The sequence below is a fragment of the Streptococcus mitis genome (genome assembly GCF_946190335.1).
GTDB classification, from domain to species: Bacteria; Bacillota; Bacilli; order Lactobacillales; family Streptococcaceae; genus Streptococcus; species Streptococcus mitis_CH.
Map to the genome: position 1 here is coordinate 125,208 of NZ_CAMHZN010000006.1, position 23,536 is coordinate 148,743.

Here is a 23,536-nt window from a genome sequence, read left to right on the forward strand (position 1 = left end):
TCGGAGGAGCTAAAATATTGATTAAAATCAATATAAACACTAAAAATTCAAGTAATATAATCATAAATCCGTTTAATTAACCCATTAGTAGCAAAACACTAGCTTTGCTTTGGGAATAGATATCACCAACTGTAAATATCTTCAAATTGTTCCAATTCTACAAATGTATTTTTCATTTTCATGACAAACTCCTTTTCATAATTTTATATCCTCTCTATCCCCTTATAAATCCACAAAAGGCTTTAGTTTCTTTTAAAATACAAGAAATCTAAAGCCTCTTGAAAATGATTTGCACGTTTTAATTTTATATTCGTTGTGAAGATTGCTTATCTATTTATTTTACCACAAGAACCTTGTAATATTCATACTTATTTGGCTGTGTAATCTTAATTTTTTGACCATAGAAACCATCGATTTCTTTGTCAAAATAATCTGAAAATCTTGATGGCAAGCGTTTCATCTTAAGAACCTCACCAGATTGGTCTGCATATACAAGGAAATGATAGTGGGTTGTAGACATACCGTCATCAATCAATACAAAGTAACCTGTTTTAAGCTTACCTTGTCCATTATCTAAATGGTATAGTTTATTGTTATTTATTGTGAAGTTAGTAGATGGAAGTCTAAGTCGTACACCTGGGTCTTCTAGATAAAGATCATTGCCAACTTTTTTGATTTCTGATCTAGTTGTCATCTCTGGAAGTGGTAATACTCTACGACCATCTGCTCCAAAGTAATATCGACCTGGTAGATTTTGGAAATTACGAATAACTGCCTTAGGATCAATTTCTTGTCCTTCTTCTTTATTATCCACTAAAGCTAAGGTAGTATTTGCAACCTCATCTCCATATTTGTCGGAGAACTTCTTGAACTCAGGTTTGATATACCAAGTGTTTTTATCCACGATAACATCAGTAAAGTTATTTCCGTCAAATTTTGCTGTAATCAGATATTCATATCCATCGCCTAAACGAACAATGTCACCATTTTTATAAGGGCTATTTTGTAAAGTGAACATATGGCCATCCTTGCTGAGAATATAGCCTGTGCCATCACTAGAATTTACAACTCTATCAGAGGCCATTGCACCTGATTGTTCAAAATAATACCAATTATTATCTATGAACTCCCAACCTGTCTGCATAGAACCACTAAAACGAAGATAGTACCATGTAGACCCTTCTTTGTACCAACCTGTACGCATGGCACCACTATCTGCTAGTGAGTACCAGGTGTTGCCTTCCTTGTACCATCCTGTGCGCATAGCACCACTATCTGCTAGAGAATACCAAGTATTGCCGTCTTTGAGCCAGCCTGTCTGCATTTTACCAGTGCTGTCGAAGTGATACCATGAGCCAGCATTTTGTACCCATTTATCCTTAGCTAGACTGCCATCTTGTGAAAGATTCCAGTCAGCACCATTTTTAACCCAAGTATCTGCAGCCTGTGCTTGGTTGATAGACAATAGTAGTCCAGCACCTGCAAGCAAACCAAGTGTGAGTAGTTTAGATTTTTTCATAGCCATTTCCTCCTATTCTATAGTGAAATGAACATGACTTCCTAGTAAACAAAGCTGTTCGCTTTTTCGTTTTACTCTGTCTGATAGTTTATTTCACAACAGAAACATTTCCTGTCTTACTATCGATTTTAACAGTTTGACCGTAGAAACCGTCAATTTCTTTATTAAGATAATCTGAAATTCCTGTTGGCAATCGTTTCATTTTAAGAATTTCACCAGATTGGTCTGCATAAACAAGAATATGATAGTGATGATAGCTTGGTCTATCATCAATCAATGCAAAATAACCTGTTTTGAGTTTGCCATTATCACCATCTAAATAGTATAGTTTATTATTATTGATTGTGAAGCTGGTAGCTCCAAGAAAAAGTCGTGCACCTGGATTTTCTAGATAGACATCATTTCCAACTTTTTTAATCTCTGAATAGGTGGTCATTTCTGGTAAATTTGTTACGCGACGACCATCTGCCCCAAAGTAATACCTGTTTGGTAAGTTTTGGAAATTCTTTATAACAGCTTTAGGATCAATTTCCTGTCCTTGATCTTTATTATCTGTTAAAGCCAACATCGTATTTGAAACGTGATCCCCATATTTATTAGAAAACTTTTTAAACTCTGGTTTGATGTACCAGGCATTCTTTTCAACAATGACTCCATCTTTTGTATAAATAAGGTGATAATCATAACCATCAGACAAAGTAACAATATTTGTGATAATTGTATCATCCGCTTGAGATTGTTCAACCTGACTAGGTAGTTTGGTTAACAGATAACCATCCTTACCAATGACATAACTTTCCCCATCGCTTGCTGGAACAGTTCTATCTGCTACCATAGCACCTGATTTTTCAAAGTAAGACCATTGACCATTTGCAGTCGCCCATCCTGTTGCCATAGCGCCACTGTCTTTGAGGTAATACCATGTAGACCCTTCTTTGTACCAACCTGTACGCATAGCACCACTATTTGCAAGTGAGTACCAGGTGTTACCTTCCTTGTACCAGCCAGTACGCATAGCACCACTATCTGCGAGCGAATACCAGGTATTTCCGTCTTTGAGCCAGCCTGTCTGCATTTTACCAGAACCATCAAAGTGATACCAAGAGCCAGCATTTTGCACCCATTTATTTTTAGCTAGGCTGCCATCTTGAGAAAGATTCCAGTCAGCACCATTTTTAACCCAAGTATCTGCAGCCTGTACTTGATTGATAGACAATAGTAGTCCAGCACCTGCAAGCAAACCAAGTGTGAGTAGTTTAGATTTTTTCATAGCCATTTCCTCCTTTATTGAATAGTTATAAAAAGATATTTTCCCATCATAAACATTCTACATAACTCCTAATAATCCTTAAGAGTCAACCAACACCTTCTTTCTATCATCATTGCCCACCCCACACCTTTATGATATACTAAATATAAATATTTTCTTAAAACTTCTACTTTTGGAACATTTTTGGAGGCAAAAATATGCGGTGGGATATTGGTTCAGTTTATAAATACATTCGTAAGTCAAAAGGGATTACACAAAATGAGGTCTGTGGTGACTACATTACTCATTCTAACTTATCTAAGTTTGAAAATAATCATTCTACTCCTAGGTATGATACTATGGAATTACTTTTGAGGCAAATTGATATGAGTTTCGATGAATTTCATTATATTTGTCAACATTACCAAACGGATTCTCGTAAGAAATTATTTTCAGAATATTATCAAGTCATTTCTTCGCCTAATCTAGAGGAAATGAAGACACTGCTATCAAAATGTCAAATTTATCTAGATGAAGTACAGAATGATATCCCAATAGAGCATGCTGTGAAAGAACTAACCATTTTTATAGAAGTGATTGAAAATCAGTTTTCCGATAAAGCCCAAGCCTTGGCTGAAGAGTTATGGAAAGAATTGGAAAAAAGAGATCAGTGGTTCCTCTCAGATTTACGGTTGTTAGTGATGATCATTTTCCATTTCCCTGTTGATTCACTAGAAATGCTACGTCAAAGACTTGTAAAATCTCTAAATAAATACACAGATTATCGTCCAATTCAAAGTATTCATTACTCCATTCTAGCCAATATGACACGAATGTACCTTGAAGCAGGGAAGAAAGATGACTGTCTATGCTTAATTCAAGAATGCCTTGATTTAGCAAAAATATTGAAACGATACGATTTATTAGGTGTAGCTCAAGTACGTCTGGGAATTGTTAATGAAGATCATACTATGATTAATAAAGGATTATCCTTACTCGAATCAACAGATGAAAGTCGATTACTAGAAGAAATGAAAAGAGAAGTTAGTGATTATTATCAAGCAGATTTTTTTGAAACAGAGACCAAACAGTAACTATTACTTTATGAATAAAAGCGAACATGACTTCCTAGTATACAAAGCTGTTCGCTTTTTTCGTTTTACTATGTCAGATAGTTTATTTCACAACAGAAACATTTCCCGTTGAACTGTCGTATCGAACAGTTTCTCCATAAAAACCGGAAATTCCTTTTTCAATATAATCACGGAAATCATTAGGCAAAACTTTCATCTTCACGATTTCACCAGATTCATCTGCATAGCCCAAAATATGGTGATCTTTAGATAATAATCCGTCCATAAACATTATGAAATATCCAGTTACAAGTTTACCATTATAATCATTGGCAGCTCTTAGATAAAGTTTATTGTCATTAATTGTCAATCCAGATGAATCTAGACTAATAACTGGACTTGAGTTTTTAAGATAAAGTTCAGACCCAACTTTTTGAATAGGGAAGTGAGTAGTGAATTCTGGTAGATTCGCAACCTTACGTCCATCTGCTCCAAAGTAATACTTATTTGGTAAGTTTTGGAAATTCTTTATAACAGCTTTAGGATCAATTTCTTCCCCTGGTTTTTTATTATCAGTAATTGCATCTAAAGTATTTCGTTTTATATCGCCAATCTTTTGATAAGAAAAACGTTCAACAATAGGTTTGATATACCAGGTATTCTTTTCGATAACAACTCCATCTTTCTTATGAACAAGGTGATAGTCATAGCCATCAGACAAAGTAACGATATCTGTAATAACTGTATCATCAAAAGGATCTTGTTCAACCTGACTAGGGAGTTTGGTTAACATATAACCATCCTTACCAATGACATAACTTTCCCCATCGCTTGCTGGAACAGCTCTATCTGCTACCATAGCACCTGATTTTTCAAAGTAAGACCATTGACCATTTGCAGTCGCCCATCCTGTTGCCATAGCGCCACTGTCTTTGAGGTAATACCATGTAGACCCTTCTTTGTACCAACCTGTACGCATAGCACCACTATTTGCGAGTGAGTACCAGGTGTTACCTTCCTTGTACCAGCCTGTGCGCATAGCACCACTATCTGCTAGTGAATACCAGGTGTTACCATCTTTGAGCCATCCTGTCTGCATTTTACCAGAACCGTCAAAATGGTACCAAGAACCTGCGTTTTGTACCCATTTGTTTTTAGCGAGACTGCCATCTTGTGAAAGATTCCAGTCAGCACCATTTTTAACCCAAGTATCTGCAGCCTGTACTTGATTGATAGACAATAGTAGGCCAGCACCTGCAAGCAAACCAAGAGTGAGAAGTTTAGATTTTTTCATAGCCGTTTCCTCCTAAAATAGATAAATCCAAAGCAAGAAAATCCAATAGAAACGAAGTCAAAAGAGATTCCAGGTTCATGAACTTGAACCACTAAGACATCCTAAAATTTCCATGAACATAAGATAGAGACTAGTTTATCAAAAGTACATAGCCATCACCTTCCCCCAACTATAAAATAAATCCTTTTTTATATCTACATTATAGTCCTGCAAAAGAGGAAAGTCAATTAAAATTGTGACTATATTAACATTTTTGTTCTAGCAGAAATCAATTGATATTTTCATTTGATCTTCATTTCTTATCTCCTTTTTGGAGATTGATTTTTCTGACTCCATTATATCCTTTATTTGTTTTCATATCTCTCCTGTCCCTAGAAAGACTAAATCTGTTCCTAAACGGTCACTTGAACCAAAGAAAAATTCCAAAGCAAATGCCTTGGAACTTCTTATCTTTATTTTGCTTGAATGATTTTAACCACATCTCCTACACTTTGGAGTTGGTCAATTTCCTCATCGCTGATTTCGATATTAAATTCATCTTCCAGTGTCAAGATAAACTCCATCAAGTCAACTGAGTCAGCATCCAAATCGTCTTTCAGACTCAAGGATTCTGTCACGACAAAGTCCTCTCCCTGTCGCTCTTGGATAATGGTCACAATACGGTCAAAAATTTCTTTTTCTGTCATCTCTTTTATTCTCCTGAAAATTCACGCGCAGTTTGGGCAACTACGTCTGTTTCTAGCATGGTACGAATCTGGCGGATTGTACTATAAACAGCCTTGGCATCGCTTGAGCCATGAGTCTTGACAACCGGTGCCTTGACACCAAACAAGACTGCTCCACCAACATCTGAATAGTTGAGCTGTTTTTTCAAACCTCTGAGGCTGTCCTTGAGAAGGAGGGCACCTAGTTTCGCTCGGAGACCACCACCTGTAATAGCGGTCTTGAGCAATCCCATGATTCCCATGGCTGTCCCTTCAATGGATTTGAGCACAGCGTTTCCCGTGAAACCATCTGCCACAACAACATCCGCGACGCCATTCATCAAATCACGTGCTTCCACGTTTCCGATAAAGTTTAAACTTTCATCAGCCGCCAGTAATTCATAAGTTTCCTTACGAAGCGGGTCGCCCTTACTACTCTCTGTTCCGTTATTGAGCAAGCCAACGCGTGGTTTCGCAATTCCACGGACATTTTTAGCATAGAAGGAACCTAGAACTGCATATTGATGGAGGTGCTGGGCTGTATTTTCCGCATTAGCACCGAGGTCCAGCATGTCAAAACCTCTCCCATCTACAGTCGGCAATGTTGACATAAGCCCAGGGCGATCGATATTCTTGATACGACCCACGATGAAGAATCCTGCTGCTAGTAAAGCACCTGTATTCCCAGCCGATAGGACAGCATCTGCTTCACCCTCTTTGACAGCCTTGGCCGCCAAGACCATACTGGCATTCTTCTTCTTCCGAATAGCTCTCGTAGGTTCATCGTCTGAATCAATCTTCTCATCCGTATGGATAATGCTGACGCGTTCTGTCGCTGTCAGATATTGCTTGATTTTAGCTCCATCTCCGTAGAGTTGAACCTCGATATCTGAAAAGTCAGCTAGGGCTTGATTGACACCCTCAACGATGGCCTGAGGTGCGTAATCGCCTCCCATGGCATCTACTGCGATTTTTTTCATTTGTTTTCCTCTTTTAGTAATTGTCCCCAGTCTGCTAGGGAATCAATAAATTTCTTTGATTTTAGATGAATCCCAACGTACTCTTCGTAGAGTTGATCCATAAATTGGCGTAGCTCTTGCTTGATTTCGAGCTTGAGCGAAATGGTCTCCAAGGTCTCAAAATCAATGGCTTGAAATTGATTGAGCAAATAAGGGATATTGGGATTGAGATGGCAACGTCTCTCATCTTCATGATAATGCTCTGGACAGAGACAGGCGCCATATTTGAAAGAAAAGTCAAAAGCCTGACCAACCCGATGACAAAAAACACACTCATTAAAATTGAGACTAATTCCAAATCGAGTCAAGATTTGGATTTCAAAAATATTGGTCAAGACTTGATAATCCAAGCCAGCTTCCATCAACTCCAAAGTCTTTTGCAAAAAAGCAAACAAGGGAGCATCTTGCTGATTGTCCTGCAAACTAGCATCTGCAAGAGCTGCCACATAGGTTGCATAGGCCATGACAAAGAGGTCACTATTAATCTTGGGAAAGGTCATCACCTCATGATAGTCCTCAATGTAACTGAGCCCATCATCATTGATTCGCAAGAGAAATCGTGCCAGCACCAAGGGCTGAATAACAGGGGCCAGCTTAGACTGGCCAGCATGTTTAACGAAAAACATGCGCTTGCCAGCCTGCTCTGTAAAAATCTTGACGAGCTTGTCATCCTCCCGAAAATTGCGATTGTAGAGCACCAAGCCTTGACTCGTGATAGACTGAATCATGCTTCTCTCATGTACTCCTCAAGTCGTTTCATGGCTTCTTTGATCGTCTCCATACTAGCTGCATAAGATAGGCGAACATAGCCTTCCCCGTAACGTCCAAAAGCTGCTCCAGGGATAAAGGCAACGGCCTTCTTCTGAGCAAAATCCTTCAGAAAAGCAAAGGAGTCTTGATTGTAGCCCGCTGGAATCTTAGCAAAGATATAGAAGGCACCGTCTGGTTTGATAATCTCAAAACCAAGATCAGTCATCTTCTCAATAATATAATCCCGACGCTGGATGTATTCCTTCTTCATCGGTTCCGCATCGTTTTTACCCGCCGTCAAGGCCTCCACCGCAGCATGTTGAGCCATAGTATTTGCGGCAGTCACCAAGTACTGGTGACTCTTAATCAACTGAGCTGTAAAGGCTGCAGGAGCGAAAATCAGTCCCAAACGCCAACCTGTCATGGCATGTGATTTAGACAAACCATTGATAATAATAGCCTGATCTCTCAACATGGTTCCCAGAGACACATGGGCTTCGCCTGTGTAGGTCAATTCTGAGTAAACCTCATCACAGACAACAAAAATTTCGTATTTGCGTAAAACAGCTGCCAAGGCTTCCAACTGCTCTCGACTATAGGTAATTCCTGTCGGATTGGCTGGATAGTTGAGAATAACCGCCTTGAGCTTATCACCCTGCTCCAAAATAGCCTTCTCCAACATCTCAGGAGTCAAGATAAAACCATTTTCAGTTGTGTCAATCTCGACAATCTCTGCCCCAACTAGATTGACAATCGGTTCATAACCCGGATAAGCAGGAGCTGGCAAGAGCACCTTGTCTCCCTCTTCCAAAATAGCTGTCAAAGTAGCAGATAAAGCCTCTGTCGCCCCAATTGTAACCAAGATTTCATTTTCAGGAGCATAGTCCAGTTGGTACTTTTCCTTAACAAAGTCACTGGCTGCCTGACGTAAAGTCAACAGACCACTCATCCCTGTATAGTAGGATTGGTTCTGGTCAATCGCTCGCTTGGCCGCCTCCTTGACATGATCTGGCGTTGTAAAATCAGGTTCCCCCAAGGTCAAACGCAAAACCCCAGGAATCTCCGAAATAGCCTGGTCAAACTGACGAATCAACGAAACTTGAATCTTATCTAACTGTTTATTAAAGCGCTTAGTTAAGTCCATAGATACCTCCTACTTTCAAAACGTATCTCTATTATACTACAAAAGCCCCCCGACCGCAAAAATACATGATAGAATAACTTTCCACTTTCTATTTTACTTTTCCTCTTTACAGGTCTATAATGGTAACAGATTCTATTTGGAGGTTTTTATGTCATTTCTATCAAAAAATGGAGCAGGCATCTTGGCCTGCCTTCTGATTTCAATCGTATCTTGGTATCTGGGCGGATTCTTCCCTGTTATTGGCGCACCCGTTTTTGCGATTTTTATGGGCATGCTCCTACATCCCTTTCTCTCGTCATATAAACAACTGGATGCTGGATTGACCTTTAGTTCCAAGAAATTGCTCCAGTATGCTGTTATCTTGCTTGGTTTTGGTCTCAATATCTCGCAAGTCTTCGCAGTTGGACAATCTTCACTCCCTGTCATTCTGTCCACCATCTCAATAGCCTTGATTGTTGCCTATCTCTTCCAGCGTTTCTTTGCACTGGATACAAAACTGGCTACCTTGATTGGAGTGGGTTCTTCTATCTGTGGGGGCTCTGCCATTGCAGCAACAGCGCCCGTTATCCATGCCAAGGAAAAGGAAGTAGCCCAAGCCATCTCCGTTATCTTTTTCTTCAATGTCTTGGCTGCGCTCATCTTTCCGACCCTGGGAACCTGGCTTCATCTATCCAATGACGGCTTCGCCCTCTTTGCAGGAACTGCAGTCAATGATACTTCCTCTGTAACCGCTACAGCCAGCGCCTGGGACAGTCTCTACCAGACCAATACCCTCGAATCCGCAACCATTGTCAAACTCACACGCACCTTAGCAATCATTCCTATTACGCTCTTTCTCTCCTACTGGCAAAGTCGCGAGCAAAAAAATAAGCAAGGCTTGCAACTGAAAAAAGTCTTCCCACTTTTTATCCTTTACTTTATCCTCGCATCTCTCCTAACCACCCTACTGACCTCTCTCGGTGTGTCCAGTAGTTTCTTTACCCCTCTCAAACAACTTTCCAAATTCCTCATTATCATGGCTATGAGTGCCATCGGTCTCAAAACAAATCTAGTAGCCATGGTCAGATCCAGCGGAAAATCCATTGTTCTCGGAGCCATCTGCTGGATAGCCATCATTCTCACCAGTCTTGGTATGCAGACCCTTATCGGCATTTTCTAAACTCTTCGAAAATCTCTTCAAACCACGTCAACGTAGCCTTGCCATAGGTATGGTTACTGACTTCGTCAGTTCTATCCACAACCTCAAAACTGTGTTTTGAGCTGACTTCGTCAGTTCTATCTGCAACCTCAAAAACAGTCTTTTGAGCAACCTGCGGCTAGTTTCCTAGTTTGCTCTTTGATTTTCATTGAGTATAACACAAAAGGTAGCCCATCAGCTACCTTTTTCTTATGCTTCCTCAATCAAGCGTGTATGTTCTCTCTTAATACAACGATTCATCACGATATCATCACATCCACCAGCACGCAAGATTTCTTCAGCTTCTAGACTTTCAAGGCCTAACTGTACCCAAAAAATCTTGGCATCAGCCTTGAGAAAATCACGCGCCACATCTGGCAAAAACTCGCTACGACGGTAAACATTGACAATGTCTACAGGAAAAGGAATCTCAGCGAGGCTGGCATAAGCCTTTTCACCCAAGATTTCGCCACCTGCCGCCTTGGGATTGACAGGGATAATTTTATAACCCCGAGCCTGCATTTCCTTGGTCACTCGATTGCTGGTTGTTTCCTCACGGTCTGACAAGCCCACCACAGCAAGGTTTTTACTCGTTGCTAGATACTGACGAATCACGCCATCACTTGGATTGATAAATTCTTGACTCATAGAAATCCTCCTTTTTCATCAGTATAGCATATTTTGAAAAGGCTTGCAGATTTTGACTACAAAAAAGGAGGACTAGACTCCTTTTTATTTAGCTTCGTACCAAGTTGCCCCTTCATTCTCATCTGCAATGAGAGGAACACTAAGTTGAATGGCTTCTTCCATGGTTTGCTTGACCAATTTTTTCATCTCTACCAGTTCCGATTTAGGAACTTCAAGGACGATTTCATCGTGCACTTGCAACAGCATCTTAGTCTGATAACCACCTGCAACCAAAGCCTTGTCTAGCTGAATCATGGCAATCTTGAGAATATCTGCTGCCGAACCCTGGATAGGAGAGTTGATGGCAGTCCGCTCCGCAAAACCACGAATATTAAAGTTGCGCGAATTGATATCTGGCAACTCACGACGACGCTTAAAGAGAGTTTCTACATAGCCCTTATCACGCGCCTCACGCACCACCTCATCCATGTAGTTTTTAATACCTGGGAAGCGTTCAAAGTAGGTATCAATATAGGCTTTGGCTTCCTTACGGCTAATGCCCAGATTATTAGACAAACCAAAGTCTGAAATCCCGTAAACCACTCCAAAGTTGACAGCCTTGGCATTGCGACGGTCGTTTGCAGTCACATCCTCAGGACGTTCAATGCCAAAGACACGCATGGCTGTCGAAGTATGGATATCTGCCCCCTCTTGGAAGGCCTTTATCAAGTGCTCATCCTTAGAAATATGCGCCAAAACGCGCAATTCAATCTGTGAGTAGTCCGAACTAAGCAGTACACTATCCTCCCACTCAGGCACAAAAGCCTTACGAATGAGACGGCCCTGCTCCAAACGCACAGGAATATTTTGCAAGTTTGGATCCACACTAGACAGACGCCCAGTCTGGGTCAAATCCTGCACATAGCGGGTATGAATCTTACCATCAGCCAAAATCCAGTCCTGCAAGCCAATTACATAAGTAGACTGAATCTTAGCAATCTGACGGTAATCGAGGATTTTCTTAACAATCGGAGCAATAGGAGCCAGACGCTCCAACACATCCACCGCTGTTGAGTAACCCGTTTTAGTTTTCTTAGTGTATTCTAGAGGAAGTCCCAACTTTTCAAAAAGAAGCACGCCCAACTGCTTAGGCGAGTTGATATTAAACTCCTCACCAGCCAATTCGTAAATCTCTTGAGTCAGTTTTTCAATGACAAACTCATTTTCAGCCTGCATCTCAAGCAAGGTCTCTTTCTTGACCGTAATCCCAGCAATTTCCATCTTGGCAAGAACAAAGGCAAGAGGTTGCTCCATATCATAAAGAAGCTCTAACTGCCCATTCTCACTGAGTTTTTCAAGTAAAACAGGCTTAGTCTCAACCAAAACTGCAATCTTACGAGCCAAGTGTTCCAATAATTTCTCACGTTCAGGAATGGCCTTCTTGACACCCTTACCATAAAAAGTCTCATCATCGACCAAGTAAGTCTGACCATAAAGACTAGCGATGGTCGCAATTTCATTGTCCTCCACAGTCGAAAGGAGATATTTTACCAAACGGCTGTCAAAAGCAGGAGCCTGCAAATCCAGACCAAAACGATGCAAGAGAACTTTAGCCTTCTTAAAGTCATAAACTCTCAGAGGTGTTTTTTCTAAAAAGTCCTTGAAAATCGGCTCTTGCAAGAGCTCAAGCTTGTCTGTGGCATAGAGCTTATCTCCACAAGACCAAGCAAAACCAACCAAATCATCCGTATGATAATTCTCACCAAAAAGCTCAAAATGGAAGATAGATTCTTCATTCAGCATATCTTGACTGATTTGGTCAACAATAGTAAAATCCAAACTCTCAGCCACATCAGCTGACGACACATTTAAAGCCTGTTTGAGCTGTTTGAAGCCCATCTCATCGTAGAATTTTCCAAGATTTTCCACATCTGGACCGCTATAGACCAAATCCTTCAAACCAATCTCAATCGGTGCCTTGGTATCAATGGTCGCTAGTGTTTTAGACAAAAAGGCCTGTTCCTTATCATTAATGAGATTGTCCTTCATCTTAGAAGCCTTCATCCCATCGATATTTTCATAAATCCCCTCGAGCGAACCATGCTCCAGCAAGAGCTTGATACCTGTCTTTTCACCGATTTTGGTCACCCCAGGAATATTATCCGACTTATCACCCATGAGCGCCTTGAGATCAATAAACTGCGTCGGTGTAATGCCCATCTTTTCCATAAGATATTCTGGCGTAAAAGCCTCAAACTCAGCCACACCTTTCTTGGAAATCTCAACTACTGTATGCTCATCTGTCAGCTGAATCAAGTCCTTGTCTCCACTGACAATGGTAATATCAAAACCATCCTGCTCTGCTAGCTTATCTAGTGTCCCAATAATGTCATCCGCCTCATACTGAGCCAACTCATAGTGACGAATCCCCATATGATCCAACAACTCACGAATAAAGGGAAATTGCTCACGAAACTCATCAGGAGTCTTAGCTCGACCACCCTTATAGTCCGCATACATCTCTGTCCGGAAGGTCGTCTTTCCCGCATCAAAAGCCACCAAAATATGACTAGGCTCAACCCTCTCCAACAAATGACTCAACATCAACTGAAAACCATAAATCGCATTGGTATGCAAACCAGCCGCATTCTTAAAACGGTCCAACTGCTGATAGAGCGCAAAAAACGCCCGAAAAGCAACAGAAGACCCATCAATCAATAATAATTTTTTCTTATCCATACACCCATTATAAAGGAAAGCACCAAAAAATACCATTGGGAAGAGCTAGTATTTTTCAAACTTTTTCCGAATAAATAGATAGTAGCAGTGAATCTAGTAAACCTAGATTTAAAAATGTGCTATAATGAAAGGAGAGAAAGAATGATTCTAAGACATCCAGGCATCAGCCCAACCAACGACTTGGTTGCTAAGAAAATCTTTAGCAATCCAGAAATCACTTGTCAATTTATCCGCGATATGCTGGATTTACCTGCAAAAAACGTGACTATTTTGGAGGGAAGCAATATTCATGTCTTGCCTTCCATACCTTACTCGGCGCAGGATTTCTATACCAGTATAGATGTTTTGGCGGAGTTGGACAATGGCACGCAAGTAATCATTGAAATTCAGGTGCATCATCAGAATTTTTTCATTAATCGTTTGTGGGCTTACCTGTGCAGTCAGGTCAATCAAAACCTTGAAAAAATTCGTCAACGTGAAGGTGATACCCACCAGAGTTATAAACACATCGCACCAGTATATGCTATCGCTATTGTGGACAGCAATTATTTCCAAGATGACTTGGCTTTCCATAGCTTTAGTATGCGCGAGGATTCAACAGGTGAGATCTTAACCATCACTAATAATGGACAAGAAAACCATCTAGTCAAGATGGCATTCTTGGAACTAAAAAAATACAGAGAAACCAGCAAAGACAAGGTTCGCAAGCCCTGGTTGGAGTTTTTCGGCAACAAACCCTTTACCCAACAACCTGAGCGAGCTATCAGCCAAGCAGACCAACTGCTGGACTACAAGAGCTGGTCCGAGGAGGACAGGAAGATGTTTAGTGAACAACGCAGGCGTGAAGAACAAGCCTTGTTAGCGCATGACTATGCCTTGGAACAAGCTGAAGAAAAAGGATTAGAGCGTGGTCGAGCTGAGGGTATCGAAGAGGGATTAAAAGTAGGTTTAGTAAATCTAGTCCACCAAGGTCTTCTGACTCCCAAGGTTGCCAGCCAGCAATTAGGCATGACCGTGGCTGAGTTTGAGGAACTATTGAAAGAGCATCACAAATAAGAACTAAAAAATACAGAGAAACCAGCAAAGATAAGGTTCGCAAACCGTGGTTAGAGTTTTTCGGGAACAAACCCTTTACCCAACAACCCAAGCGAGCCATTAGCCAGGCAGACCAACTGCTAGACTACAAGAGCTGGTCCGAGGAGGACAAGAAAATGTTTAGTGAACAACGTAGACGCGAAGAACAAGCCTTGTTAGCACAGGACTATGCTTTGGAAACTGCTAGAGCCGAGGGACTTGAACGTGGGAAAGTTGAAGGAAGGGAAGAAGGGAAACTTTTTGCCTTCTTAGACATGGTTCGCCAAGGTCTCCTGACTTCCGAGGTTGCCAGTCAGCAACTGGGCATGTCAGTTTCTGAGTTTGAGGCCTTGTTATAAGTTTATAAACATAAAAGTGAACAAAACTAAAACATCATTTTGTTCACTTTTTTCTTCTTTTCAACAGAACTCTCACTATAGCCCATATCACAAAAAGAGAAGGACACAAATCCTTCTCTTTTAAATTTTCTACTAATTAGTTTTTACGTTTCACAAATGGAAGGGCACCAAGGAGCAATCCAAAGAATCCTAGTGCTGCAACTGCAGCATTATCTTTACCACCAGTGTTTGGAAGTTCTTGTTTATCTTCTGCTTTTGCAGCTGGTGCTTGGTAAGTATTGTCTTGGCTAGTTCCTGCTACAGTTGGTGCAACTGCAGGAGTTGCTGGTGTTGCAGCTGGAGCATCTGTTCCAGGAGCTGGTGTTGCAGGAGTTTCAGGAGCTGGTGCAACTGGTGTTGCAGGAGTTTCAGGAGCTGGTGCAACTGGTGTTGCAGGAGTTTCAGGAGCTGGTGTAGATGGTGTTGTTGCACCTGATGTAGGACGATTGCCCTGTCTTGGTTCACCATCACCTTGGTGACCTGGATAGCTATTATCAGCAGGAACACCATTGAAACCTGTTACTAATCCTTCATATGGTTTAATTTCATGTACTGCCGGTTTTACACCATTTAAAGCAATATCAAGTTCTTCTTCTAATGCTGTAGTATCTTTTCCAGCAGCTTTATCTTTTGCAATTTGACGACGTAATACACGAACTTCTTCTGCTTCACGGTCTGCAACATATGAATAGTAATCTTCATCTGCTTGTTCTAATGCAGCTTTAGCTTCTTCTGCTTCTTTTTCTGCTTGTTTTAATGTTTCTTCTGCTTCTTTTAATGCTGCTTCAGCTTTTTCTAAGTCAGCTCTTGCTGCTTCTCTATATTGATCAGCTTGTTCGCCATCAGCATCTTCATAGCTTGCTAATTCTTTTTCATATTTTGCTTTAGCTTCTTTTGCAGCAGCTAATTCGTCTTGAGCTGCTTTCACATTTTCTTTAGCTGATTCAACAGCTGCTTTAGCTTCTTCTCTGTTAGATTCAGCTTCTTTTTCATCATGTTTAGCTGCAGCTAATCTTTCTTCTGCATCTTTAACATCTGTTTTTTCTTCGTCTAAACGTTTGTTGATTTTATCTTGAGCATCAGCGTCAATTCCACCGTTTAATGGTTTAACTTCTGTAACTTCACCAGATTCGTTACGTTTTAATTCAGCACCTGGGGCAGGTTTTGCATCTTTTACTTCTTGAGGAGCATATTTTTCACCATATTTTCCTGCTTCTGCTTCATCTGATTCAGTCTTGCTAGCCTCTGCTAAATCTTTCAGTACATCTTCAGGTGTGATTTGTTTTTCATCAATAGCTTTTAATAAATCTTCTTTACCGATAGCTGCTTTAGCTTCTAAGATTGCTGCTTCTTTATCAGTAATTTTAGCATTTTCATTAATAGCTTTTTCAGCTTTTTTTTCTAAATCAGTGAAGTACTCAGCTACATCTTCTTTAGTTACAGCAGTTGAAGCTGCTTCTTCAGCCTTCACAACTGACGGGTGAGAAGCAAGGAAACCTGCTCCAAGAACTGCGACACTAGCCAAGCTAGCAGTAAGAAGTTTTTTCTTATCCATAAAGTATTTACCACCTTTAATATCTTTTTGCTGTCATTGTACCATTTTCTTTCGAAAAAATCAAGAAATAGAACTTCTATCAATAAAAAAGTAAGAGGAAATTCCTCTTACTTTCTGCATGATTCGTATTAGACCCATTCACCATTAGAATTAACAGTGTAACCATTGATAGTTGTACTTACTGCTAAGGCTCCTGATGAGTATGAGTAATACCATTTACCACCAACTTGGTACCAACCAGTCTTCATAGCACCTGATCCATCTAGATAATACCATGTTCCGCTTTGGTTTAGCCAACCTGTTTGCATAGCACCTGAGCTGTTAAGGTAGTACCATGTGCCACCTTGGTTCAACCAACCTGTCTGCATAGCACCTGAACCATTGAGATAATACCATACCCCATCAATTTTTTGCCAACCTGTCTTCATTACACCAGAAGCATCCAAGTAGTACCATGAGCCATCTTTAACCCAACCTGTCTTCATGTTATCTTCCGCATCATAATAGTACCACTTACCATCAATTTTATTCCATCCTGGCTTGCTACTTGCACGATCCGCTAAACGATAAGTCACACCGTCAATAGTGACAGAACCTGTTTTACGTTCCCCTTCTGGAGTAAGATAATGATAAGCACCGTCACTATCTTTTACGAGACCAACTTTACGTTCTCCATCATTTGTAATATAGTACCATTTCTTATTTGTATCTTGAACGAGACCTGTTTTACGGCTACCGTCTGCCAATAAATAATACCACTTCTTATCAATCTGTTGAAGACCTGTTTGTTGAATCCCCTCTTTAACGTAGTAAATCTTCTCACCTTTTGCAATGATAGTAGTTGGTTTAGAACCATCATCAGTAATATAGTAATCCTTACCACCTTCATTGACCCAACCAGATTTCATAAGGCCATTTTCATCAAAGTAATAACGTTTGTCTTTGAGTTCTAGGATCCCAGTTTTCATAAAACCATCTTCATCTAAGTAATAAGTCTTACCTTCAATAGTTTGCCAACCCTTAACTAAACTATTATTAATATAAAGTTGATATTTTCCGTTAACAAGCAACCATTTGTACTCATTATTACTAGTTGATGAAGTATTGTTAGAACTTGAAGTATTGTTAGAACTTGAAGTGTTGTTAGAACTTGAAGTATTGTTAGAACTTGAAGTGTTGTTAGAACTTGAAGTGTTGTTACTACTTGTATTAGCTGAACTATTACCTTGAGTTCCTGAGTTAGCACTATCATTCATTGCAGCTGCATCAGAATTGGAAATAAAGTAATGAACCCAATTATGGCCATCCCTACCACTTCTTACATAGGTATAGCCAGGTATACTACCTGGAGTTGCAACATAGCCATTTTGAAAGTTATAATCTGCATATCCATATTTACCATTCAAATATTTCATGACCGTCCCATTAGTAAACTGGCCATCTGGTGCTTGATCCGCGTACACCACACTATGATTGCTAACTAAAGCTAATAAAGTACTAGCACTAAGTAATGTTACCCCTGCAGCTCCCACTGCTAAAATATGTTTTGCTTTCATCTTTTACCTCTTTATCACTTATTCCGTATATAATGTTACACCCACTCACCATTGGCATTTAGAGTGTAGCCGTTAATCATTGTATTTACTGCAAGAGCACCTGAACTATAGGCATAATACCACTTGCCACCTGCTTGGAACCAACCAGTAACCAGAACACCCGAAGTATTTAGATAGTACCAAACACCATCTACTTTTGCCCAACCAGTAGCCATTGCACCGTCGGAGTAGAGATAGTACCACTTACCACCTTGGTTTAACCATCCCGTCTGCATAGAACCAGCACTATTGAGATAGTACCATTTACCAGAGATAAACTTCCAACCAGTTTGCATACTACCATCTGCCGCTAGATAATACCAGCTACCATCACTCACCCAGCCAGTTTTCTTCACACCCTCTTGATCAAAGAAATACCACTTACCAGAGATATATTGCCAACCTGTAAGTTTCTCTTCCACCTTCTCAACGCCAGTAACGCTATCGTCTTTTTTAAACCAATGTTTCCGAACATCTTGGTCAATCTTTGTTTCTACAAAACGATAACCTTTAAATGTACCAGGTTCAACCTCTTCAGCTTTTTTTACAGCATTAGCAGGAAGAAAAGATTTTAATTCTCTACTAGTTCCATCCGATTCCATTACCAACCAAGAAGTCCCTTTTACTGTATCTTTAAAGGGTTTTACAATATCAGGCTTCACAGAAAGGCCATCCACTTTATCTCCCTTAACTGTAACAGCTGGCTTAAAATAATGTTTTAATACAGTTCCATCAATTAAGGAGTTATCAAATTTATAACCCGAAAAATTACCTGGAGAAGATGTTTCAGGTTTTGATGAATCATAAGTTTGAGCTTCTCTTAAAACCTTTTCCTTACCATCTTCCTGTTTTGTGACCCAAACAACTGTCTTATAAACATTCGTTTCCGAAGCTTTCACTTCAGTTACTCTTGCTCCAACAAGGGCAGTGCCTGCTAAGGTTGCACCTAATAAAATTTTCAACACTTTTGATTTCATTGGAAACCTCCTATTATTTTTAATCATTATAATACTTATACAAGATAAATGCAAGAAAAAACAGGAGATAACTCTCCTGTTTTATATTTCATGTATTAGGATTATACCCACTCACCGTTTGCGTTTACGTTGTAACCATCAACAGTTGTGTTTACTGAAAGGGCACCTGAACCGTTTACATGGTACCATTTACCAGAAACTTCAAACCATTGGCTAGCTTTCATAGCACCTGTTGATTCAAGGAAGTACCAAGTGTTACCATCTTTCAACCAACCAGTTTGCATAGCACCTGATTTGTTTAGGAAGTACCAAGTTCCGTTAACGTTTACCCAACCAGTTTGCATTACACCTTTATCGTTTAGGTAGTACCAGTTGCCGTCAACTTGTTTCCAACCTGTAACAGCTGCAGCATTTTCGAAGTATTTCCAACCTTCAGCTGTTTGAGCCCAACCGTATTGAGCAGCTGTAGTTGCATTACCAATTTGTGCAGCACGATCATCAAGTTTGTATGGAACTTTGATTTCACCGTTTGTGTACATATCATCTGTAATTGTGATTTCACCAACAAGCTCAGTAGCTTCTTTAAAGTCTGTAGCAGTAGTAGCTACACGGTATTTCACACGTTCACCAGCTTTGAAAAGAACTGAACCATAAACTTCTTGCCCTTGTTCATCTCTCAAAACTTCACCATTCCCGCTTAAAATTGGGAAATTAGTGAAATCAGCATCACCTGATTGATTTGTTTTAACTGTGAATGATTCGTATTGTTTAGATTCACCAGTACGTGCAGTTCTAGTTCCAGGATATACACTTGCTGCATTTGGAATGATTTGAACATCAATCAAAGCATTAGGAACTGGACGTCCACCACCATCAACAACAGTTACACGAAGGTGTTTGTGAAATCCTGCAGCTTCAGTACGGTCATATTTAATGAAACCGTATTTAACCATTGGATTACGAGAATCACGGTTGTAATCCAATGAATATGGATCTTTATGTCCGTTATCAACACCTTTAGGTTGAGCTCCAGGTTGTGTAGAATTCGCACCACCGTTATTCCATCCTGTCCAGTTTCCATATGCATGTACTGGAGCTGCGTTAAGAGCTGCTGCAGCAGCTACAACTGCTGCACTTGTCAATAAAACTTTTTTCATCGTTTTATCTCCTTCATTTTTCTTATAATATTTTTCGTAAGACTATCTTACTACCATACAGTATATAAATATTTGCAGGATTTGTCAAGGGTTTTCTTCGAGTTTTTAAAGTTTTTTCCTATTTTTAGAAAAAAAGGTGAAAAAACAACTTTGTGAGAGTGAATACGCTTAAAATATCCTATATTCAAGTGAAAATCTCACAAACTTTTAATCCTTGATTAAAATCATTCATATCTAATCCACATAGACAGTCGGACAGAACTCACTTCTATGGTATTATCCTATAACCCCTTCGAAATGTCAAGCAAAAATGACAAGTTTTTTGATAACAACTTGCCATTTTATAAACTTTCTACTATAAAATGTGACCTTATAGCAAGGCCTCAAACTCTGCGACCGTCATGCCTAATTGCTGACTGGCTACCTCTGGTGTCAGAAGATTTTGTCGAACCATGTCTAGGAAAGCAAAGAGTTTTCCTTCTTCCCTTCCTTCAACTTTCCCACGCTCCAGTCCCTGTTCAATCCCCTCAGCTCGTCCACGCTCTAAACCTTGTTCAATACCTTGTTCCAGCCCCTCTGCCCTAGCTGTCTCCAAGGCATAGTCCTGTGCTAACAAGGCTTGTTCTTCTCTCATACGTAGTTGACTAAACATTTTCCTGTCCTCCTCGGACCAGCTCTTGTAGTCCAGCAGTTGGTCTGCTTGACTGATGACTCGCTCGGGTTGTTGGGTAAAGGGTTTATTCCCAAAAAACTCCAACCAGGGCTTGCGAATCTCGTCTTTGCTGGTTTCTCTGTATTTTTTTAATTCCAAGAACGCCATCTTGACCAGATGGTTTTCTTGTCCATTATTGGTGATAGTTAAGACCTCACCTGTCATGTCCTCTCGCATACTGAAACTGTGGAAAGCTAAATCATCTGAGAAGTAATTGCTATCCACGATTGCGATAGCATATACTGGTACGATGTGTTTGTAACTTTGATGAGTATTGCCTTCTTGCTGACGAATTTTTTCGAGATTTTGATTGACCTGACTGCACAGGTAAGCCCACAAACGATTAATGAAAAAATTCTGATGATGCACCTGAATTTCAATGATTACTTGCGTGCCATTGTCCAACTCCGCCAAAACATCTATACTGGTATAGAAATCCTGCGCCGAGTAAGGTATGGAAGGCAAGACGTGAATATTGCTTCCCTCCAAAATGGTCACATTTTTTGCTGGTAAATCCAGCATATCGCGAATAAATTGACAAGTAATTTCTGAATTGCTAAAGATTTTCTTAGCAACCAAGTCATTGGTTGGGCTGATGCCCGGATGTCTGAGAATCATCCTCTTCCTCCTTTTATTATACCACAGTCTTATACTCAATGAAAATCAAAGAGCAAACTAGGAAACTAGCCGCAGGCTGTACTTGAGTACGGCAAGGCGACGTTAACGTGGTTTGAATTTGATTTTCGAAGAGTATTAAATCTAGTTTTACTAGATTCACTGACTCTATCTATTTATTCGGAAAAGAGATGAAAAAACCTGAGAATCATCTCAGGCTTGGTCATTAAATCTTTTTCTCAATACTGAAAAGTGGCGAAAGTGGGCGTTTTTCATGGATACGTACGATGGCGTCCCCCAAGAGATGAGCGATTGAAATCTGCTCAATCTTATCAATCAAACGCTCTTCTGGCAGATAGATGGTATCCAAAACAACCAATTTCTTAATAGCTGATTTTTGGATATTGTCCATAGCAGGACCAGAAAGAACTGGGTGCGTACAGCTTGCATAGACTTCAACAGCACCAGCTTCTGCAAGGGCATCTGCAGCGTGACAAATCGTTCCAGCGGTATCAATCATATCATCAATCAAGATACAAGTCTTACCTTCAACCTTACCAATAATGTTCATGACTTCACTGGTATTCATCTTATCAACGCTACGACGTTTGTCAATGATAGCGATAGATGTTTTCAAAAATTCTGCCAACTTACGAGCACGAGTCACCCCTCCATGGTCTGGGCTGACAACCACATAATCAGAACCAACCATACCACGACGCTCAAAATAATCCGCAATCAGAGGAGCTCCCATCAAATGATCCACAGGAATATCAAAGAATCCTTGAATCTGCGCAGCATGCAAGTCGATTGTCAACAAACGATCCACTCCAGCTACTTCAAGCATATTTGCAACAAGTTTTGAAGTGATTGGCTCACGCGCTCTCGCCTTTCTATCCTGACGTGCATACCCATAGTAAGGCATGACAACATTGACAGATTCTGCACTCGCACGCTTCAAAGCATCTACCATAATCAAAATTTCAAGCAGATTGTCATTTACAGGCGAACTAGTTGATTGTAGGATAAAGACGTGTTTCCCACGGATTGATTCTTCAATGTTGACCTGAATCTCTCCATCTGAAAATTGGCGAACACTTGATTTCCCCAACTCTATCCCAATCTCCTGCGCCACACGTTTTGCCAATTCTTGATTAGAAGAAAGGGCAAACAGCTTTAAATCAGAAAAAGACATGATTTCCTCCGGTATATATGTATCGCTTGTGCTTTTCACAAGATTTTTCCATTTACCATTGTAGCGCTTTTTGCACTATTTTTCAATCAAAAATAAAAGAAGGGCAGCATATTTGTGCCCCTGCATTATTCTTTTGAAAAATATTCTAGTTCATCAACTCATTGTGCTTCTCAACAAAGCGATAAGCCTGATAAAAACCATATAGAGTAATGGTCGTAACCACTGGAATCGCTAGTGGCAACTCTGTCTCTAATTCTACAAAAGGAGAGTTAAACAAGAAATGAGTTCCCAAGGCCAAACCTAGGAAAATAAGCCCCTGTTTCTTGCCAACCTTCTGTCCTTTATAGGCTCTGTAAAGCAAGTAAACACCTACTACCGCCAAACCTGAAAAAGTCCAGTGAGAGGCAATTCCTGAGATGATACGCTCTAAAATTCTCGAAATAGTAAAGTCAAAGCCCTCTGGCAAATCTGTACGAATGTAGCCAATATCCTCAATCATTTGGAATCCCAAACCAGAAGCAATCCCAAGTAAAAACAAAGATTTTAATTTTCGCACAGGAATCAAAGCTAAAACAAAGACAAGTGGCAACAATTTCAAGGGTTCTTCTACCAAAGGAGCCACAATCGCACTTTCAAAGGCATTTAAAAATGCACTATCTGGGAAAAGAACCTCCAATAAATCATGGATATAGGTATTAGCAAAGCTAGACAACCAACCTGAAAGGAACATCCCACCCAATAAAGACAGAATCAAGGCATTCTTTGGCAATTCCCATTTTTTCCCAATACGGAAAAGGAAATAAAGAGCCGGAATCATGTAAAAGAGAGCTAGAAAGATAGAAACTCCCATTAGGCCATATTCTGCACCTGACATCGAACCATCCGTATAGTAGATTGTTTCATACTGCAAACCAATACATAGCAATAAAATAAAAATAAATAAAATGCTGTTTTTCTTCATAC

General features: G+C 40.1%; 18 protein-coding genes and 2 pseudogenes. 4 read left to right on the top strand and 16 right to left on the bottom strand.

What is annotated here, in order from left to right; translation table 11 throughout:
• Nucleotides 1-334: 334 nt before the first annotated feature.
• Both N8O43_RS08955 and N8O43_RS08960 read right to left on the bottom strand, forming a co-directional pair.
• Nucleotides 335-1,519, bottom strand: a complete 1,185-nt coding sequence (locus N8O43_RS08955; protein ID WP_261090113.1) for an N-acetylmuramoyl-L-alanine amidase family protein — start codon at nt 1,517-1,519, stop codon at nt 335-337.
• 88 nt (nt 1,520-1,607) lie between these two features.
• Nucleotides 1,608-2,789 (bottom strand): N-acetylmuramoyl-L-alanine amidase family protein, encoded by a 1,182-nt coding sequence (locus N8O43_RS08960; RefSeq protein ID WP_261090114.1) that lies wholly within the window; start codon nt 2,787-2,789, stop codon nt 1,608-1,610.
• A 197-nt stretch (nt 2,790-2,986) separates the two neighbouring features.
• Here N8O43_RS08960 and N8O43_RS08965 point away from each other — a divergent pair, with 197 nt between their 5' ends.
• Entirely contained in the window at nt 2,987-3,862 is an 876-nt protein-coding gene (locus N8O43_RS08965; protein WP_261090115.1) for a helix-turn-helix domain-containing protein, read from the top strand.
• An 82-nt stretch (nt 3,863-3,944) separates the two neighbouring features.
• Here N8O43_RS08965 and N8O43_RS08970 read toward each other — a convergent pair whose 3' ends face one another.
• From N8O43_RS08970 to N8O43_RS08990, 5 genes are all read right to left on the bottom strand, one after another.
• Entirely contained in the window at nt 3,945-5,135 is a 1,191-nt protein-coding gene (locus tag N8O43_RS08970) for an N-acetylmuramoyl-L-alanine amidase family protein (RefSeq protein WP_261090116.1), read from the bottom strand.
• 452 nt (nt 5,136-5,587) lie between these two features.
• A complete protein-coding gene (locus N8O43_RS08975; protein ID WP_000136445.1) occupies nt 5,588-5,821 on the bottom strand; it encodes an acyl carrier protein in 234 nt (77 codons plus the stop codon).
• Between the two features lie 5 nt (nt 5,822-5,826).
• On the bottom strand, nt 5,827-6,819 hold the full coding sequence (gene plsX, locus N8O43_RS08980; protein ID WP_261090117.1) for a phosphate acyltransferase PlsX: 993 nt from the start codon (nt 6,817-6,819) through the stop codon (nt 5,827-5,829).
• Entirely contained in the window at nt 6,816-7,586 is a 771-nt protein-coding gene (recO, locus tag N8O43_RS08985; RefSeq protein WP_261090118.1) for a DNA repair protein RecO, read from the bottom strand. The genes plsX and recO overlap by 4 nt, the downstream gene beginning before the upstream one ends.
• Nucleotides 7,583-8,752: a pyridoxal phosphate-dependent aminotransferase gene (locus tag N8O43_RS08990; RefSeq protein WP_261090119.1), complete on the bottom strand. Its 1,170-nt coding sequence runs from the start codon at nt 8,750-8,752 to the stop codon at nt 7,583-7,585. The genes recO and N8O43_RS08990 overlap by 4 nt, the downstream gene beginning before the upstream one ends.
• A 148-nt stretch (nt 8,753-8,900) precedes the next feature.
• On the opposite strand from N8O43_RS08990, the gene N8O43_RS08995 reads away from it, so the two are divergent.
• On the top strand, nt 8,901-9,911 hold the full coding sequence (locus N8O43_RS08995; protein WP_261090121.1) for a YeiH family protein: 1,011 nt from the start codon (nt 8,901-8,903) through the stop codon (nt 9,909-9,911).
• A 228-nt stretch (nt 9,912-10,139) separates the two neighbouring features.
• Here the strand turns inward: N8O43_RS08995 and N8O43_RS09000 are convergent, their stop codons facing one another.
• Both N8O43_RS09000 and polA read right to left on the bottom strand, forming a co-directional pair.
• On the bottom strand, nt 10,140-10,577 hold the full coding sequence (locus N8O43_RS09000; RefSeq protein WP_261090122.1) for a CoA-binding protein: 438 nt from the start codon (nt 10,575-10,577) through the stop codon (nt 10,140-10,142).
• Between the two features lie 84 nt (nt 10,578-10,661).
• Nucleotides 10,662-13,295, bottom strand: a complete 2,634-nt coding sequence (gene polA / locus N8O43_RS09005) for a DNA polymerase I (protein WP_261090123.1) — start codon at nt 13,293-13,295, stop codon at nt 10,662-10,664.
• Nucleotides 13,296-13,436: 141 nt separating this feature from the next.
• On the opposite strand from polA, the gene N8O43_RS09010 reads away from it, so the two are divergent.
• Both N8O43_RS09010 and N8O43_RS09720 read left to right on the top strand, forming a co-directional pair.
• The gene (locus N8O43_RS09010) at nt 13,437-14,351 is read left to right on the top strand and encodes an Rpn family recombination-promoting nuclease/putative transposase (RefSeq protein WP_261090124.1); all 915 of its coding nucleotides are present in this window, start codon (nt 13,437-13,439) and stop codon (nt 14,349-14,351) included.
• Nucleotides 14,348-14,728, top strand: a pseudogene (locus N8O43_RS09720) (Rpn family recombination-promoting nuclease/putative transposase); the annotation flags it as partial. The gene N8O43_RS09010 and the pseudogene N8O43_RS09720, both read left to right, overlap by 4 nt.
• Nucleotides 14,729-14,864: 136 nt before the next feature.
• Here N8O43_RS09720 and N8O43_RS09020 read toward each other — a convergent pair.
• The 7 genes and pseudogenes from N8O43_RS09020 to N8O43_RS09055 form a co-directional block, all read right to left on the bottom strand.
• Nucleotides 14,865-16,322, bottom strand: a complete 1,458-nt coding sequence (locus tag N8O43_RS09020) for an LPXTG cell wall anchor domain-containing protein (protein WP_261090126.1) — start codon at nt 16,320-16,322, stop codon at nt 14,865-14,867.
• 128 nt (nt 16,323-16,450) lie between these two features.
• Nucleotides 16,451-17,878, bottom strand: coding sequence for a nucleoside triphosphate hydrolase (locus N8O43_RS09690; protein WP_314726022.1), 1,428 nt, complete (start codon nt 17,876-17,878; stop codon nt 16,451-16,453).
• Nucleotides 17,879-17,913: 35 nt separating this feature from the next.
• Entirely contained in the window at nt 17,914-18,894 is a 981-nt protein-coding gene (locus tag N8O43_RS09695; RefSeq protein WP_314726023.1) for a hypothetical protein, read from the bottom strand.
• Nucleotides 18,895-18,995: 101 nt separating this feature from the next.
• A pseudogene (locus tag N8O43_RS09040) lies at nt 18,996-19,298 on the bottom strand (hypothetical protein); the annotation flags it as partial.
• Nucleotides 19,299-20,421: 1,123 nt separating this feature from the next.
• Entirely contained in the window at nt 20,422-21,381 is a 960-nt protein-coding gene (locus N8O43_RS09045) for an Rpn family recombination-promoting nuclease/putative transposase (protein WP_261090127.1), read from the bottom strand.
• A gap of 223 nt (nt 21,382-21,604) precedes the next feature.
• Nucleotides 21,605-22,573, bottom strand: coding sequence for a ribose-phosphate diphosphokinase (locus tag N8O43_RS09050; protein ID WP_033682853.1), 969 nt, complete (start codon nt 22,571-22,573; stop codon nt 21,605-21,607).
• A gap of 145 nt (nt 22,574-22,718) precedes the next feature.
• The gene (locus N8O43_RS09055) at nt 22,719-23,534 is read right to left on the bottom strand and encodes a PrsW family intramembrane metalloprotease (protein ID WP_223330594.1); all 816 of its coding nucleotides are present in this window, start codon (nt 23,532-23,534) and stop codon (nt 22,719-22,721) included.
• Nucleotides 23,535-23,536: the final 2 nt, after the last annotated feature.